At 67.5% G+C, this 14,602-nt stretch carries 11 protein-coding genes; 1 reads left to right on the forward strand and 10 read right to left on the reverse strand.

Translation table 11 applies throughout. The features are described 5' to 3' along the window. Window positions 1-2 precede the first annotated feature (2 nt). Genes V3596_RS09575 through V3596_RS09595 form a run of 5 tightly spaced genes read right to left on the reverse strand, consistent with a single transcriptional unit; the run spans window position 3 to window position 5,182 of the window. The gene (locus tag V3596_RS09575; protein ID WP_334277487.1) at window positions 3-779 is read right to left on the reverse strand and encodes an ABC transporter ATP-binding protein; all 777 of its coding nucleotides are present in this window, start codon (window positions 777-779) and stop codon (window positions 3-5) included. Then, complete coding sequence (locus tag V3596_RS09580) at window positions 776-1,672, reverse strand: ABC transporter ATP-binding protein (protein ID WP_334277488.1); 897 nt, start codon at window positions 1,670-1,672, stop codon at window positions 776-778. Before V3596_RS09580 ends, V3596_RS09575 begins: the two co-directional genes overlap by 4 nt. After that, window positions 1,669-2,577, reverse strand: coding sequence for an ABC transporter permease (locus V3596_RS09585; RefSeq protein WP_334277489.1), 909 nt, complete (start codon window positions 2,575-2,577; stop codon window positions 1,669-1,671). The genes V3596_RS09580 and V3596_RS09585 overlap by 4 nt, the downstream gene beginning before the upstream one ends. Next, window positions 2,574-3,590, reverse strand: coding sequence for an ABC transporter permease (locus tag V3596_RS09590; protein ID WP_334277490.1), 1,017 nt, complete (start codon window positions 3,588-3,590; stop codon window positions 2,574-2,576). Before V3596_RS09590 ends, V3596_RS09585 begins: the two co-directional genes overlap by 4 nt. Next, window positions 3,587-5,182 carry an ABC transporter substrate-binding protein gene (locus V3596_RS09595; RefSeq protein WP_334277491.1) on the reverse strand — a complete coding sequence of 532 codons (1,596 nt, stop codon included), beginning with the start codon at window positions 5,180-5,182 and terminating at the stop codon, window positions 3,587-3,589. Before V3596_RS09595 ends, V3596_RS09590 begins: the two co-directional genes overlap by 4 nt. Window positions 5,183-5,288: 106 nt before the next feature. Here V3596_RS09595 and V3596_RS09600 point away from each other — a divergent pair, with 106 nt between their 5' ends. Then, a complete protein-coding gene (locus V3596_RS09600) occupies window positions 5,289-7,427 on the forward strand; it encodes an NHL repeat-containing protein (RefSeq protein ID WP_334277492.1) in 2,139 nt (712 codons plus the stop codon). Between the two features lie 33 nt (window positions 7,428-7,460). On the opposite strand, the gene V3596_RS09605 is transcribed toward V3596_RS09600, so the two are convergent. The 5 genes from V3596_RS09605 to V3596_RS09625 form a co-directional block, all read right to left on the reverse strand. Next, window positions 7,461-7,886 carry a type 2 periplasmic-binding domain-containing protein gene (locus tag V3596_RS09605; RefSeq protein ID WP_334277493.1) on the reverse strand — a complete coding sequence of 142 codons (426 nt, stop codon included), beginning with the start codon at window positions 7,884-7,886 and terminating at the stop codon, window positions 7,461-7,463. 13 nt (window positions 7,887-7,899) lie between these two features. Next, window positions 7,900-9,036: a porin gene (locus V3596_RS09610; RefSeq protein ID WP_334277494.1), complete on the reverse strand. Its 1,137-nt coding sequence runs from the start codon at window positions 9,034-9,036 to the stop codon at window positions 7,900-7,902. Between the two features lie 172 nt (window positions 9,037-9,208). Next, a complete protein-coding gene (locus tag V3596_RS09615) occupies window positions 9,209-11,719 on the reverse strand; it encodes a putative bifunctional diguanylate cyclase/phosphodiesterase (RefSeq protein ID WP_334277495.1) in 2,511 nt (836 codons plus the stop codon). A 24-nt stretch (window positions 11,720-11,743) separates the two neighbouring features. Then, the gene (locus tag V3596_RS09620) at window positions 11,744-13,312 is read right to left on the reverse strand and encodes a B12-binding domain-containing radical SAM protein (RefSeq protein WP_334277496.1); all 1,569 of its coding nucleotides are present in this window, start codon (window positions 13,310-13,312) and stop codon (window positions 11,744-11,746) included. After that, window positions 13,291-14,565, reverse strand: coding sequence for a patatin-like phospholipase family protein (locus V3596_RS09625; protein ID WP_334277497.1), 1,275 nt, complete (start codon window positions 14,563-14,565; stop codon window positions 13,291-13,293). The genes V3596_RS09620 and V3596_RS09625 overlap by 22 nt, the downstream gene beginning before the upstream one ends. Window positions 14,566-14,602: the final 37 nt, after the last annotated feature.

The following is a 14,602-nucleotide window of genomic DNA, read 5'->3' on the forward strand; positions in this document are numbered from 1 at the left end:
TCTCAGGCCGCGCGCCTGACAAAGCCCTGGGCCGCCACCATGAGCTCCCGCGTGTAGTCCTGGCTCACACGGCCTTGCGCCAGCGCCGCAGCCTCCAGCGTCTCGACCTCGCGCCCCCGCTGCATCACCATCACGCGCTCGCACAAGTGCGTCACCACGCCCAGGTCGTGGCTGACCATCAGGAAGCTCAGGCCGCGCTCGCGGCGCAGCGCTTCCAGCAGATTCAGCACCTCGGCCTGCACCGAGGCGTCGAGTGCCGAGGTCGGCTCATCGAGCAGCAGCAATTGCGGCTCGAGAATCAAGGCTCGCGCAATGGCGACACGCTGGCGCTGACCGCCCGACAACTGATGCGCGTAACGGAAACGATAGCCCTTGCCCAGACCCACCGCCTCCAGCGCCGCTTCGATGCGCGACTCCGCATCACCGATGCCATGGATGGCCAAGGGCTCGGCCAGCATGCGGTCCACGGTCTGGCGCGGATGCAGGGAACCGTAGGGGTCCTGGAACACCATCTGCACGCGACGGCGAAATTCCTTGCTGCCTGGCTTGGGCAGCTCGCACTCACCCAGCAACTGCACCTCGCCCGCGCTGCGCTGAACCAGGCCGCAGATGCCACGCAGGACCGTGGACTTGCCCGAACCGGATTCGCCGACCAGGCCCAGGCTTTCGCCCGGCGCGACCGTGAAGCTCATGTCGTGCAGGGCCGTGAACTCGCCGAAGCGCACTTGCAGATGCTTGACCTCGAGGCCGAGAGCCCGATTTACCTGATTCGCCGTCATGACTTCCACGCCTCCTCGCGCTGCAAGGTCGGCAAGGGATGACGCGGCGCATCAAGCCGAGGCAGGCAATCGAGCAGGCCGCGGGTGTAGGCATGCTTCGCCTCGTGCAGCCGCGTGGCCTCAATCTCTTCAACCACCCGGCCGGCGTACATCACCAGCACGCGGTCACAGAAGCTTGCAACCAGGCGCAGGTCGTGGGAGATGAAGACCAGGCCCATGGAGGAAGCGCCGGGCCGCCCCAAGCTCTCTCCACTCCCTCGGGGGGCGGGCACACGGTTGCGCTCGCGCACCAGGCGATCCAGGACCGCCAGCACCTGCAGCTGCACGCTGACGTCGAGCGCCGATGTGGGTTCATCCGCGATCAGCACTTCGGGCTCGGCGATGGTCATCATCGCGATCATCACGCGCTGGCCCATGCCGCCCGACACCTCGTGCGGATAGAGGCCGGCCACGCGCTCGGGCGCTTCGATGCCGACTTCGCTCAAGGCCTTCAACATGCGCTCGCGCGCATCGCCGCTGCCCAGCTTGCGATGCGCCCGCAAGGCCTCGACGATCTGCGCGCCGATCTTCATGACCGGGTTCAGTGAGTACTTCGGGTCCTGCATCACCAGGGCCATGCGCTGGCCGCGCAGCGCGCGCCGCTCGGCTGCAGAACTGCTGAGCAGGTCGATGCCATCAAAGCGCAAGGCCTTGGCCTCGACACGCGCGCCCGGTGCCGACAGGCCGAGGATGGCCCGGCCGGTCTGCGACTTGCCCGAGCCCGATTCGCCGACGATACCCAGGCGCTCGCGGCCGAGCGTGAAAGACACGCCACGCACCGCCTCGATACGGCCGCCATCGCGGGCCGGATAGCTGACGCGCAGGTCTTCGACTTCAAGAAGAGGCTTTGTCACTCGGCCTCCTTTGGGTCGAGCGCATCCCGCAGCCCGTCCCCCAGCAGATTGAAAGCCAGGCTGACGATGAAGATGGCGATCCCCGGCCCGGCGGCCACCCACCACTGGTCCAGCACGAAGGCGCGGCCGCCGGCAATCATGGCGCCCCATTCCGGGCTGGGCGGCTGCGCGCCGAGGCCGAGGAAGCCCAGGCCGGCAGCGGTCAGGATGATGCCGGCCATGTCCAGCGTCACCCGCACGATCAGCGATGGCAGGCACAGCGGCATGATGTGGCGCAGGACGATGCGCCAGCGTGAGGCGCCCTGCAATTGCACGGCGGCAATGAAGTCGGCGCCGCGCAGGCTCAGGGTCTCGGCGCGGGCAATGCGTGCATAGGCCGGCCAGGCCGTGATCGCGATTGCCAGCACCGCGTTCTCGATGCCGGGGCCCAACGCGGCCACAAAGGCCAGCGCGAGGATCAGCTTGGGAAAGGCCAGGAAGATGTCGGTGATGCGCATCAGCACCGCATCGACCCAGCCACCGAAATAGCCCGCCAGCGTGCCGACCAGCAGGCCGATGGGCGCGGCCAGGATGGCCACGACGGTGACGACAAAGAGCGTGATGCGCGAGCCCCAGACGATGCGCGAGAAGATGTCGCGGCCCTGCTCGTCCGTGCCCATCCAGTGCGCGCCGGAGGGCGGCAGAAGGCGGCTGTTCATCAGGTCGCCCACATCCGGCGCCGCGGGCGCGATCCAGGGCGCCAGTGCGGCCATCCCCATCAGCCCGAGCACGAGGATCAGTCCGAGAAGTGCCAGGCGGTTGCGCGCAAAGCTGCGCCAGCCTGAATAGAGCCGCCCGAGCGCGGCCTGGCGGCGAGACTCTGGCCGCTCGCTCGTCAGCCATTGGTGAAGTGACGATGCAGTCATCGAGTACGCGGATCCAGCAATCGGTAAAGCAGATCGGACACGAGGTTCAAGGCGATGAAGATCGTGCCCACCACCAGCGTGCCGCCGAGCACCGCGTTCATGTCGGCGTTCTGCAGGGAGTTGGTGATGTACTGGCCCAGGCCCGGCCAGGCAAACACGGTCTCGGTCAGCACCGAGCCTTCGAGCAGGCCGGCAAAGCTCAGCGCAATCACGGTGAGCAAAGGAACGGCGGCATTGCGCAAGGCATGGCGCCAGATGATGCGCATCTCGGAGAGCCCCTTGGCCCGCGCCGCCACCACGTATTCCTGGCCCAGCTCCTTGAGCATGAAGCTGCGCGTCATGCGGCTGATGTAGGCCAGCGAGTAGTAGCCCAGCAAGGCGCCTGGCAAGGCCAGGTGCGAGAGCGCACTGCGAAAGGCCTCCCATTCGCCGGCCATGGCGGCATCGACAAGAATCAGGCCCGTCACGACAGGCACGTTGTATTCAAACGCGATGTCGATGCGCCCTGGCCCGCTGACCCAGCCAAGCTTGGCGTAGAACAGCAGCAGGCCCATCAGGCCCAGCCAGAAGATCGGCATCGAGTAGCCGAACAGCCCGATCAGCCGCAGCAGTTGATCGGCCATGCGCCCACGCTTCACCGCCGCCCACACGCCCAGCGGCACACCGAAGAGCACGCCGATGGTGATGCCCACCGTGGCCAGCTCCAGCGTGGCCGGGAAGACGCGGGCGATGTCCTCGGCCACCGGGTTGTTGCTCAGGATGGATTGGCCCAGGTCGCCCTGCGCCACCTTTTTCAGGTAGAGGCCGAACTGCTCCAGGAGCGGACGGTCCAGGCCCAGCTCGACGCGCACTCTTTGCAGCTGCTCCTCACTTGCCCGGTCGCCCGCGATGGCCAGCGCCGGGTCCACCGGCACGACGCGGCCGATGAAGAAGGTGACGGCCAGCAAGCCCAGATAGGTCAGCGCCAGCGTCGACAAGAGGCCCGCCGCGGCGCGCAGGAACTTCGTCTTCAAGGCTTCTTGCTCACCGTGAAGAGGTAGGTCGTGTCCGACGTGGGGCCGAGGCGGAAGCCCTCGACGCCCTTGCGCACCGCTGCCACCTGCGTCTGCTGGAAGAGCATGACGAAGGGGCTGTGCTTGCGGAAGTCGGCCTGGATCTCCTGGTACATCTTTGCGCGCTTGGCCGGGTCACGCTCCAGCAGCGCGGCATCGGTCTTCTTCGTCAGCTCGGGCGAGATCCAGGCATTGCGCCAGGTCAGCGGCTTCAGCTTGGCCTCATCGCTGTTGTCGACGTTGCGGGTAAAGGCATCGGCATTGCTGTGCGGGTCCCAGTAGTCGGAACCCCATTCGCCGATATAGATGTCGTGCTTGCGGGCGCGGTACTTGGTCAGCGTCTGCTTGCCGTCGCCGGGAATGATCTCGATCTGCACGCCGCCGCGCTTGGCCGAGGCCTGCACCGCTTCGGCAATGCCTTGCACCGGCTGCACCGTGCGCGTGTCCATCGTCACCTTGAAGCCTTGCGGCAGCCCGGCCTTGGCCAGCAGGGCCTGCGCCTTTGCCGGGTCGTACTTGTAGGGCTTGTCGCTGCTCGCGCCGAACATGCCGGAAGGCAGAAGATTCTGGTGCGGGACGCCGATGTTCTTGATCAGGGTGGCGCCGAGGGCGTCGTAGTCCACCAGCCACTTCAAGGCTTCGCGCACCTCGGGCTTGGCCAGATTCGGGTTCTTCTGGTTCAGGCTCAGGTAATAGACCGTGCCCTTGGTCGTGGAGGTGAGCTGCACATCGGGCCGGCCCTTCATCGCGTCGATGTCCTGCGGCGCGAGGTTGCGGGCAATGTCGATATCGCCCTTCTCCAGCAGCAGGCGCTGAGTGGCGGCTTCCTTCACATGGCGATAGATCGCGCGTTGCAGCGGCGGCTTCTTGCCGTGGAACTGATCGTTGCGCTCCAGCACCACCAGCTCGTTGGCCCGCCACTCGCGCAGCTTGTAGGGGCCGGAGCCGGCATGGTTGAGCTTCAGCCAGGCATTGCCCAAGTCCGTGCCTTGCGCCTTGGCGAGCAGCAGCTTCTTGTCCAGCACCGAGGCCACATTGGCCGTCAGGCAGTTCAGCACAAAGCTGGGCGCATAGGACTTGTCGGTCTCGATGGTCAAGGTCAGCGGGCCGGTCTGGCGCACCTTCTCGGCCACATTGGTTTTCGACAGGCCCAGCTGCGTGAGGATGAAGGCCGGCGTCTTGTCCAGCAGCACCGCGCGCTGCAGAGACCAGACCACCTCTTCAGCCGTCAGGGCATTGCCGGAGGAGAAGCGCAGGCCCGGCAAGAGCTCGAAAGTGAAGGTCTTGCCGTCGGCCGAGACGGTCCAGCCCTTGGCCAGCTCGCCACTGAGCCTCGTGGGGTCAGCCACATCGAACTCGACCAGGCGTTCGTAGGTGTTGCCGATGATCTCGCCGGCGGCAATCTCGAAGGCCTCGGCCGGGTCCATCGAGATGATGTCGTCGAAGGCCATCGCCAGGATCAGGGAATCCTTGGGCGTGGCGGCCTGCAGCGGCGCCAGCGCAGCGGCCAGCAGCAAGGGGATGAGCAGAAGGCGGGACTTGAGAGCTGGCAAGGTCGGTTCCTCCGTTGGGCCCCCGGATTGTTGCCCAAGCGACGGCTGCTCTGTGCGAGGGGCGCGGTTACGATGCCCGACCCATGACGCAAGCTTCCCTGACCCCATGCGCCGCCAGCTGGCTCTCCTGAGCCTGGTGGCTGGCGCGGCCGGCCTGGCCTGGCTGCTGGTGCCACCCGACCATCCATCAGCGCCAACGCCCGCGGCCTCTAGTGCGGCCAGCGCGGCCGCCCCGGCGCCAGCCACGCCGGCCCCGCCCGCACCCACCCTGATCGGCGGCCCGGCGCACATCGCGGTACTCGCGGGAGACGGCGTGGCGGGCTCGCAGGAAGGCCCGGCCGCGCAGGCGCGCTTCTCCGACCCCTACGGCCTGGTGGCTGCGCCCGACGGCCGCCTCTTCATCGCCGATGGTGGTGACAACAACCGCATCCGCGTGCTGGAGCGCAACGGCCAGCTGCGCACGCTCGCCGGCGGTGTGGAAGGCTTCACTGACGAAGCGGGCGCGCAAGCCCGCTTCAACACGCCCTCGGGCCTGGCGCTCGATGCGACCGGCAATGTCTATGTGGCCGACACGGGCAATCACGCCATCCGCAAGGTCAGTCCGCAAGGCCAGGTGACGACAGTGGCCGGCGACGGCACGCCGGGCTGGCGAGATGGCGCCGGTGCGCAGGCGCGCTTCAATGCGCCGCTGGCCGTGGCGGTGGACGGCCAGGGCCGGGTCTTTGTCGCCGACACGCACAACGACCGCATCCGCATGATCTCGCCCGATGGCCTGGTGACGACGCTGGCCGGCGGCAGCCGGCCCGGCGACGCCGATGGCCCGGGCGACAAGGCCTTGTTCGACACGCCCTCGGCCCTCGCGCTCGATGCGCAGGGTCGGCTCTGGGTGGCCGACACCCGCAACGATGCGATTCGCAGCGTCGACCCCCGGACCGGCGAAGTGCAGACCTGGCTGCACAGCCGTGAGGACGATGAGGAAGCACTTCTGCGCAGGCCGCTGAGCCTGGCCTTCTCGCATGACGGCGTGATGTTGGTGGGCCTGCTGAGCAAGGGGCAGCTCCTGCAGATCACGGCGAGCAAGCAGGTCCATGCATTGACCGGTGGCGCGCTGCGCTTCGCACGAGCCAGCGGCATTGCCGTGGACGCACGCGGCCGCGTGCTGGTGGCCGATGCACCGGCCTTTCGCATCCACGAGGTGCTGGCGGGTGAAGGCGCCTCCGGTGCCTTGGGCCCCGCGCTCGAACAGCCGCCGCTCGCCAGTGAGGGTCGCTGGCCCTTGCGTCCGCAGAACAGCTGGCATGAGGTGGTGGGCATGCTCGGCGAGGTGCGCGGCGGCCGCGACAAGCAGGGCAAGCTCGACAGCCGCCATCACATGCATGCGGGCCTCGACATCCGCGGCGACGTGGGTGAAGCCGTGGTGACGATTGCCGACGGCAAGGTTCTGAGCCCGGCAGCCGCCTACGGCTTTGGGCGGCTGGGTGAAGGCCTGGCCATCGGGCCCCTGATGTACATCCACGTGAAGATCGGCCGCGACAAGGCCGGCAAGCCGGTGGACCCGCGCCGCATGCAGATGCTGCGCAATGCTGCCGGCAAGGTCGAGCGCGTGCGCGTGGCCCGTGGCACCCGCTACAACGCCGGCGAGGTGATCGGCTCGATCAATCCCATGGCCCATGTGCACCTGGCCCTGGGGGCACCGGGTTTCCTGCGCGACCCGCTGGCCCTGGGCTTCAAGGGCTTTGTCGACGAGGTGCAGCCGCGCATCGATTCCATCGAGCTGTTCGATGCCGCAGGCAAGCGCCTGGCCAGGCGCGACAGGGCGGGTGTTCTGGTCGTGCCAAGGGCGCCCCTGCAGATCGTGGTCGATGCCTGGGACCAGGTGAACGACAACCTGGAGCGCCGCCGCCTGGGCGTGCGCACGCTCGCCTGGCAGCTCGTGAAGGACGACGGCAGCCCGGCGACAGGCTTCGAGAACGGCTGGCGCGAAACGCTCAATTTCGAGGCCCTGCCGGTAGACGACGAGCTGGGCGTGAAGCTGGCGTATGCGCCCAGCAGCGGCATCACGGTGCATGGCGCCCGGGCCACGCAGTTCCGCTACCAGCTGGCGAATGAACTGCGCAGCGGCCGCGCCACGCCGGGCCACTGGGACCCCGGCTCGCTGCCTGCGGGCAAGTACCTTCTGCAGGTGCGGGTGCAGGACGCCAGCGGCAATGCCGCGCTGCGCGAGCTGCAGCTCCTGCTGCCGTAGCGGCCGTTCAGCGCCTGGGGCTGAACGCCCTCGTCAGTCCAGCACCAGCACCACCTTGACCGTGGCGTCGACAGCGGATTTCTCGATGTAGCCAATCGCATCAGGATTGGCTGCCACGTGCTTCTTGACATCGGCGGCGCTGGTCAGCTCCTTGGGTGGCGTGGCCTTGCCAGAGAAGGTCAGGCGCGACCAGGCCGCCTTGACCTGGGCCGAGCTCTTGCCGGCGGCCTTGCTGTAGAACTGCTCGCGGCTGGTGCTGGCCTCCGGCAGGTCTGCAGCCTGGGCTGCGGCACCACTGGGCAGCACATTGGTGCGCCCCATGAAGATGGCGGCGGCCTGGTCAGCCGTCAACGAAGTCAGGGCACTTTTCGGGTTGACGATCACCGCTACCTGCGCAGCGGCAAGCAGGGGCAGCATCAGCAGCAGGGTCAGGCTGGCAGCACGGATTGGCGTGGTCATGATGGGCTCCGGTTCAGAAGACAAAGTCATAGCTGGCGCTCAGCAGCCGTGCGCTGCCGGCAAACGGGCTGCTGCCGCGATCACTGATGCGGTCGTATTGCAGCTTGAGTGCCCCGCCCTTGTGCAGCTCATAGCGCAAGGCCAGCAGGCTGCCGCGGTCAACGACGGGCACGTAGTCGGCCGGGTAAGGGGTGGTCTCGCGGTACTGGCTGGTGCCTGCGGTCAGCGTGTACGCGCCGATCCGGTAGCCCGCCGTCAGAAGGTAGAAGCTGGCCTTGTAGCCGAGCTCGGCACGGTCGCTGCGGCCGACTTCGCTGCGCAGCGTCCAGGCGCCGATATCGGCGTTGAAAGCCGCACCCAGGAAGCTCTGGTTCACGCGCGTCTTGCCTGACAGCGTGGCCAGCACGACGCCGGTGTTGTGGTCGGTCTGCTGAAACTGCGAGCGGGTGTAGCTCAGGCGGCCACTGAACCAGTCGCGGCTGAACTCCAGCACCAGGCCGGTGATGCCGCTCCACTTGACGTCCATGGGGTCGTCGACAACCAGGCGCGAATAGGGATTCTTCTTGCTGTTCTCGCTGCCCGCCAAGGCCTCGGCCCGCAGCGTCCACTCGCCGACGTCACGGCTCCAGGCGAGGCTGGCGCCGTTGTAGTTCACCACGTCCCAGCCGTAGACATCGGGGCTCGGGCGCACCGTGTTGTAGGCAAAGCCGATGTCCTGGAAATCGGAGTAGTAGTACAGCGGCAAGCGCTTGCGGCCCAGTTGAAGCGTCCAGTCGGGGCTGAGGCGCGCCGTGAGATAGGCCCATTCGAGGTTCAGGTGCTGCTCCTCCAGCGACCTGGCCGTCAGCTGCACCGTGGCGGAGAAGTTGGCATCGAATTTGGCCTGACCCTGCAGGCCCAGCCGGCTTTCCGGCTTCGCACTGGTCGAAGGGGTGTACACGCCGCCATGCCCCCAGTCGGCGATGGCTCGCGTGCAGTAGCCCGTATAGGCGCTGGCCATGGCCGCGTTGCTCTCGCAACTGCCGGAACTGCGCCCGAGCGCCAGCGTGCCGAAGCCGCTGAGGCTGAGATCCTGGGCGCAAGCGGCCGGCGCCGCCAGCGCGCCAAGCGCCAGGGCCAACACGGCCGAAGAAGATCTGAAAGCTCGCATCCGAAACTCCTGGTGGAAGCACTCCAATTCCCCGGCAGGCTTCTGTCGGGCCATGAGGCTTTATAGGCCGTCGAAGCCGCAGCAAGGCTTGATTTCGCGCAAATCACGCCACCCCGGCACCCTCAGCCTGCTGGTGGTTGGTTGAATGCAACGCCAGCACCAGATGCCGGGCTCAGGCCGCCGCCGACTGCTTGGGCCGCGCCGCGGCCTCCAGCCAGGCCGTCGCGTTCGCAGCATTCATCGGCCGCGAGAACATATAGCCCTGGCCGTAGCCACAGTGCAGCTTGTGCAGTGCCTCGCACTGCGCCGGCTCTTCAACACCCTCGGCCACGACGATCATGCCCATGCTGTCAGCGAGCGAAATCACCGTGTTGACCAGCGCGCCGAGCTCCTGGCGCCGGCACAGGTCGGTGATGAAGGAACGGTCGATCTTCAAGACGTCAAACGGCAGCTCGCTCAGATAGCTGAGCGACGAATAGCCGGTGCCGAAGTCGTCCATGCAAAGCAGGAAGCCCTGCTCCTTGAGCCGCGGCAGCAGGCCGAAGGCCACGTCCTGGTTGGCGATCACCGAGCTCTCGGTCACTTCGATACGGATGTCGCCAACCAGCAACCCCAGCTGCGAGCGCAGGTCGGTGAAGCGCTCGACCAGGCCGGCATCGCGCAACTGCACGCCCGAGACATTGACGCTGACATACCAGCCCTCCTGCCACTGGCCGGCGCGGCGCCAGGCCGCGACCTGGCGCATGGTGCCCTCCATGACCTGCAGGCCGATCTCGTTGATCAGGCCGTTCTCCTCGGCCACCGGGATGAACTCGCCGGGGCCAATGAAGCCCCGTTGCGCATGCTCCCAGCGCACCAGTGCTTCGAAGCCGGCGTGGGTCTGGCCGTCCAGCCGCACGATGGGCTGGAAGAAGGGCTTGAACTCGCCGCGCTCGATGGCCTGGCGCATGTCCGACTCGATGCGGAAACGGTTTTCGGCCGCCTGACGCATGGGCGGCTCGAAGATCTCGAAGCGCGCGCGGCCGCGCGTCTTGGCCAGGTGCAGGGCCAGATCGGCGTCCTTGATCACCTCCTCGGCGCTGTTGTACTGCTCGCCGATCACGACCATGCCGATGCTGGCCGAGACCCGCAGCGTGCGGCCGTCCAGCTGGATCGGCTCCTGCAGGCGGCGCAAGACATCGCTTCCCAGCAGCGCCAGCTCGATCTCACCGCAGGGCTGGTGCACGACGACAAAATACTCGTCGCCGCCAAAGCGGGTGATCGAGCCATGCTCGCCAAAGAGATCGGCCAGGCGCTTGGACAGCAGGCACAGGAGCTCGTCGCCCTTGGAGTGGCCCAGGGTGTCGTTGAGGATCTTGAAACGGTCCAGATCGACGAAGAGGCCGCCGTGGCTCAATGCCGGCACGCTGCGGATCTGTTCGATGCTGCGCGTCAGGCAGGCGTCCAGCCACTTGCGGTTGGGCAGGCCGGTGACCGTGTCGTGATTGGCGTCGTATTCAAGCTGAACCCGCTGCGCTTCGCGGTCTCGCACATGGCGGCGCTGCACGGCCGTGACCCAGGCCAGTGCATGCACCAGGTTGCCGATGGCGAAGGCATGGCCGCCGAAGCCGCGCAAGGCGGTGTCGGGCAGCACGATGGTCAGCGACTGGATGGCACCGCCCAGCATGTTGGCGCCCAGGCCCGCAAGGAACCAGGGGTCCACAAGCTGACGCGCCCGCAGCCGGCGCACGAGCAGCGCGATCACCACGCCGGCCAGCAGCACCAGGGCCATGGCCGCGCTGCGGTACAGGCCTTCGAACTTGTACGCCACGCCAAACATCAGGGCCACCACGGCCACCGGCGCGGCCAGCGCGAGGCGCTCGCGCCCGCGCAATTGCAGGGACTCCAGCGTGGCCAGGCCGATGCCCAGCGTGAGCAGGCTGACCGACAGGCCATGCAGCTCGGGAAACCATCGCGGTGCCGGCCAGAAGGCCCACCACTGCTGCGCCAGGCCGAAGTTCTGAACCGACCAGAACACGAGCGTCGCCACATAGAACGCATAGGCGAGCGACAGCCTCGCCTCGCCGAGCACGCCCAGCTGCAGGCTCAGGAACGGGATCAAGAGCAGCATGCCCATGAAGCAGGCCAGCACCATCCAGTGCTGGCCGGTCTTGCGCTGCAGCTCCTCGCGCGGCACCAGCTCGATCCAGGAGCGCACTGCCTTGGCATCCTGGATGATCAGGAGCATGGGCGAATCGGCCGCGCGGGCGTCCAGACCGTGATGGGGCCAGGGGCTCAGGAGGCTGCCGGCCGGGTTGGCCTGCGTGCGCCCGCCCATGCGCAAGCGGGCACAGCCACTGGACTCGCGATAGGCCAGGCCGAACAGCTCGACGATGGGGTCTTCGTCGACCACCAGGGTGTCGGCGGCCACCGGACCTTCGAGCCGGAAGAGCTGCGCCGTGCGGCCGGACAGCAGCTGTGCAGGGGCCGATCCTGGGCACCAGGCCGCGGCCGATAGCGACTGCAAGAGCGCCTCGTTCAGCCGTTGCTCACGCCCCGCTTCATCCGGCCAGGACGAAAGCTTTTTCAACTCGGCAGCCGCCGAGCCATCGCACAGCAGGCAGCCCAGGAGCATGAGCAGCCACAGCCAGGCCGGCCCGGTCCGGGAGGAAAGGTCGATTCGATGCCGGGTACTGCTGGTCATCGCGATCCTGTTGGCTGTGCTGGCCTACCCTCGGATCATCGCAGGCAAGCGCTGCCGCTCGATCAGGATTTGCACCGGCATCTCGGTGCTGACGGACGAGCCCAGGTCGGCCTGCATGTCGGCATGCAGCTCTCCCTGGGCATCGGTGACACGGGTGGGTTCAAAGAAGGCCTGGTAGCGCGCCTCCAGCGGGATGCGCGGCTGGTACAGCGTGCCCAGCGGCTCGCTCGGCCCGTAGTGGGTGCGCCGGGCGGCCCCGGCGCCCAGGTGCGCCTCACGCGATGCGGTCGAGAAGCGCGGCAGCAGGCAGGCCAGGTCGGGGCTCAGCGCCGACAGCAGCGCCCGTGCCGGCAGCGTGCCGCGATAGCGACGCCACAGGCCCCAGGCATGGCGGCGCGCGCGGGTGGTGTCAATCATGCAGAAGTCCATCTCCGCCAGCAGCTGGCAGACCTCGTCTACCGGGTCGAGGCATTCAGTCAGCAGCGAGCGGCCATCCATGTCGCGCAGCTTGAGGTGGGGCAGCAGCGCATGCTCGGCCACCAGGCGCCTGAACATCGGCGTGCCCAGCAGCGGAATCGCCAGGCTGATGAAGCTCGGCAGCGTCAAGGCCGGATTGGACGCGATGGCCTCGACCTCGGACCGCATCGCCGCCACCCGCCGCTCGCGGGGGTCGAAGATCAGGCCGTAATGAAAGGTCATGCCGGCGGACAGGCAACGCTCGATCCGCTGCGCGCCGGGCAATTGCAGGTTCTGCTTCTTTTGATAATGCCTCAACTGCGCGTCATCCATTGACTCGACGCCACTGAAGAAGCCGATGCAGCCGCTGCGCCGCGCCCGCTGCAGCCAATCGTCCTTGGCAAAGAAGTCCGAGGTCACGAGCGCTGCCCAGCCCTTGATGTGGCCAGCATCGACAAACTCCCGCAGCAGCTCCATGCGCGCCTCCACGTCGCACCTCGCGCCACCGAAGAAGTTCTGGTCCAGGAACATCACGCATTGCTTGCCCTGCAGCTGCTCCAGTTGCGCCCTCACCTGGGCCAGGGCCAGCGACTGGTAGGGCCGGCCCTCGGCCGTCATCGAGCAGAAGCTGCAGGCGAAGTTGCAGTTGCGGCTGGCCTCGGCATAGCCGACCGGATGCCAGCGGGGGCCGAGGTCCAGGCGCGGCGTCACCGCGGCCGCGCGCATCTCGGGCCCATACATGCCGGCCACCATTTCGGCCAGCGACTCGACGTCGCCACTCAGCACGATGTCGAAGTAGCGCGCGCAGAGCTGGGGCAGCACGCGCGCCAGCGGCCCGCCAGCCACCACGACCACGCCCGGGTTCAAGCTTTTGGCATAGGCGCAGAGCTGCTTCATGCGGTCGAGTGCGCTGTTGAGGCCGGTGAGCACAAGCAGCTGCGCCCAGGCCAGGCGCTTGAGCTCGTCCAGCGGCCCCTGGCGGAACTCGCAATGCACCTGCAGCTCGCAGCACTCCCGGGCAAAGGCGCCGGCCAGCGCCAGCGGTGCAATGGACTGCGGCACGAAGAGCGGATTGCCTCGCGCACCGCGGTTGTTGTCGGAGTAGCAGTTGACGATCAGGACTCTGAGCTTGCGCATTCGCGGCCTTGTGTCGTCACCGCGGGCTCGCGGCTCATGCTCGCCCAGGCCGCCTTGGCATCGGCAAAGCGTGCGTAGCCGATCTCGCAGCAGCGTTGCTCGTTCCAGCGGCCGTTGGCATCGAGCGAGAAGTAGCCGCCCGCACGGCGCACCGCCTGGTTCTGGCTGGCGCCGGAGATCCAGTTGTCGCAGAGCAGCTCGATCAGGCGCACGTCCTCATCGGCGGTGGCGGCGATGTCCATGTCCACCAGACGGCCGAACTCCTCGGGCGAGGCAAAGCCCTTGGGCGCCGCCCAATGCTGGCCCTCACGGCGCGGATGGATCAGGGGGCTGCAACGGATGATCGGCGATTCGCAAACCTGACCCGCCTGCCGCGGCACCTGCGCGCTGAGGGACAGATGGGCCAGGTAGCTGTCGGCATCCGGCGGCTCGGCAATGATGGCGCGCGCCACCTTGCGCAGGTCCTTGCGCAGGCAGGGTCTGGGGGCCTTGACCTTGAAGGACGGGTCGCAATCGGCGTCCCAATGCAGCAGCATGCAGTTGCCGGAGCCGAGCGAGAGCACGCCGATGGCATCGCGGGGCACGCCATTGGCAATCGCCTCGCTGGCCGCGAGTTGCACCGGGTTGTTGAAGCCGGTCAGCGCGCCGTCCCAGAAGCCCGGTGAGTTGCTGCCTGCGGCGCTGGCCAGGCCGCCGAACCAGTTCAGCGGCGCATGCGTGGAGAGATTGATCGCATCGAGCAGGCTGATATGCCCGTCGTTGCGCGGAAAGTTGGCGGCCCCGCTGTCGCTGCGGCTGCGCAGCAGCTTGGCGCGGTCGAACTGGTAGTCGTAGCCGACGATCAGCAGCTCGGGCATGCCGCACTCATCGGCCAGCTCCGACATCTTCCTGGGCCCGTTCGTGCCCACCACCGAGGCCATGAAGTCGCGCTTGCTCTCCATGCTGAAGCGGCAGCCGATGTCGCCCATCGTGAGCACCGACAGCAGGCGCTCGTACCAGGGCAGCTTGCAAAAAAAACGCTGCCGGTTCTGCTCGCTCTGGAACAGTCGGACGATCTGGCCGGGTGTCAGGTCGGCCACCAGCGCAGCGATCACGAAGGAACCGCCCGAGGTGCCGGCCGCCAGCTGAAACTGCGAGAGCAGCTGGCGCCCCGGCATGTCGGGGCCGAACAGCTCCTGCAGTGCCCGCGCCTGTGCCAGGCAAAACGTGCCCCCGCCGTCCAGACTGAGGATGCGGTAGGGCTTGTACAGCACGGCGGGCTCCTTCCCATGCTCCTTGCGGAGGCGGCAG

The sequence above is a fragment of the Roseateles microcysteis genome (assembly GCF_036880965.1).
Taxonomy (GTDB): domain Bacteria; phylum Pseudomonadota; class Gammaproteobacteria; order Burkholderiales; family Burkholderiaceae_C; genus JAUASW01.

What these genes read in the sequence shown, in the direction of transcription:
- V3596_RS09575 (WP_334277487.1), bottom strand. Translation starts at nt 779, where the DNA reads ATGACGGCGAATCAGGTAAATCGGGCTCTCGGCCTCGAGGTCAAGCAT.
- V3596_RS09585 (WP_334277489.1), bottom strand. Translation starts at nt 2,577, where the DNA reads ATGACTGCATCGTCACTTCACCAATGGCTGACGAGCGAGCGGCCAGAG.
- V3596_RS09600 (WP_334277492.1), top strand. Translation starts at nt 5,289, where the DNA reads ATGCGCCGCCAGCTGGCTCTCCTGAGCCTGGTGGCTGGCGCGGCCGGC.
- V3596_RS09605 (WP_334277493.1), bottom strand. Translation starts at nt 7,886, where the DNA reads ATGACCACGCCAATCCGTGCTGCCAGCCTGACCCTGCTGCTGATGCTG.
- V3596_RS09610 (WP_334277494.1), bottom strand. Translation starts at nt 9,036, where the DNA reads ATGCGAGCTTTCAGATCTTCTTCGGCCGTGTTGGCCCTGGCGCTTGGC.
- V3596_RS09615 (WP_334277495.1), bottom strand. Translation starts at nt 11,719, where the DNA reads ATGACCAGCAGTACCCGGCATCGAATCGACCTTTCCTCCCGGACCGGG.
- V3596_RS09620 (WP_334277496.1), bottom strand. Translation starts at nt 13,312, where the DNA reads ATGCGCAAGCTCAGAGTCCTGATCGTCAACTGCTACTCCGACAACAAC.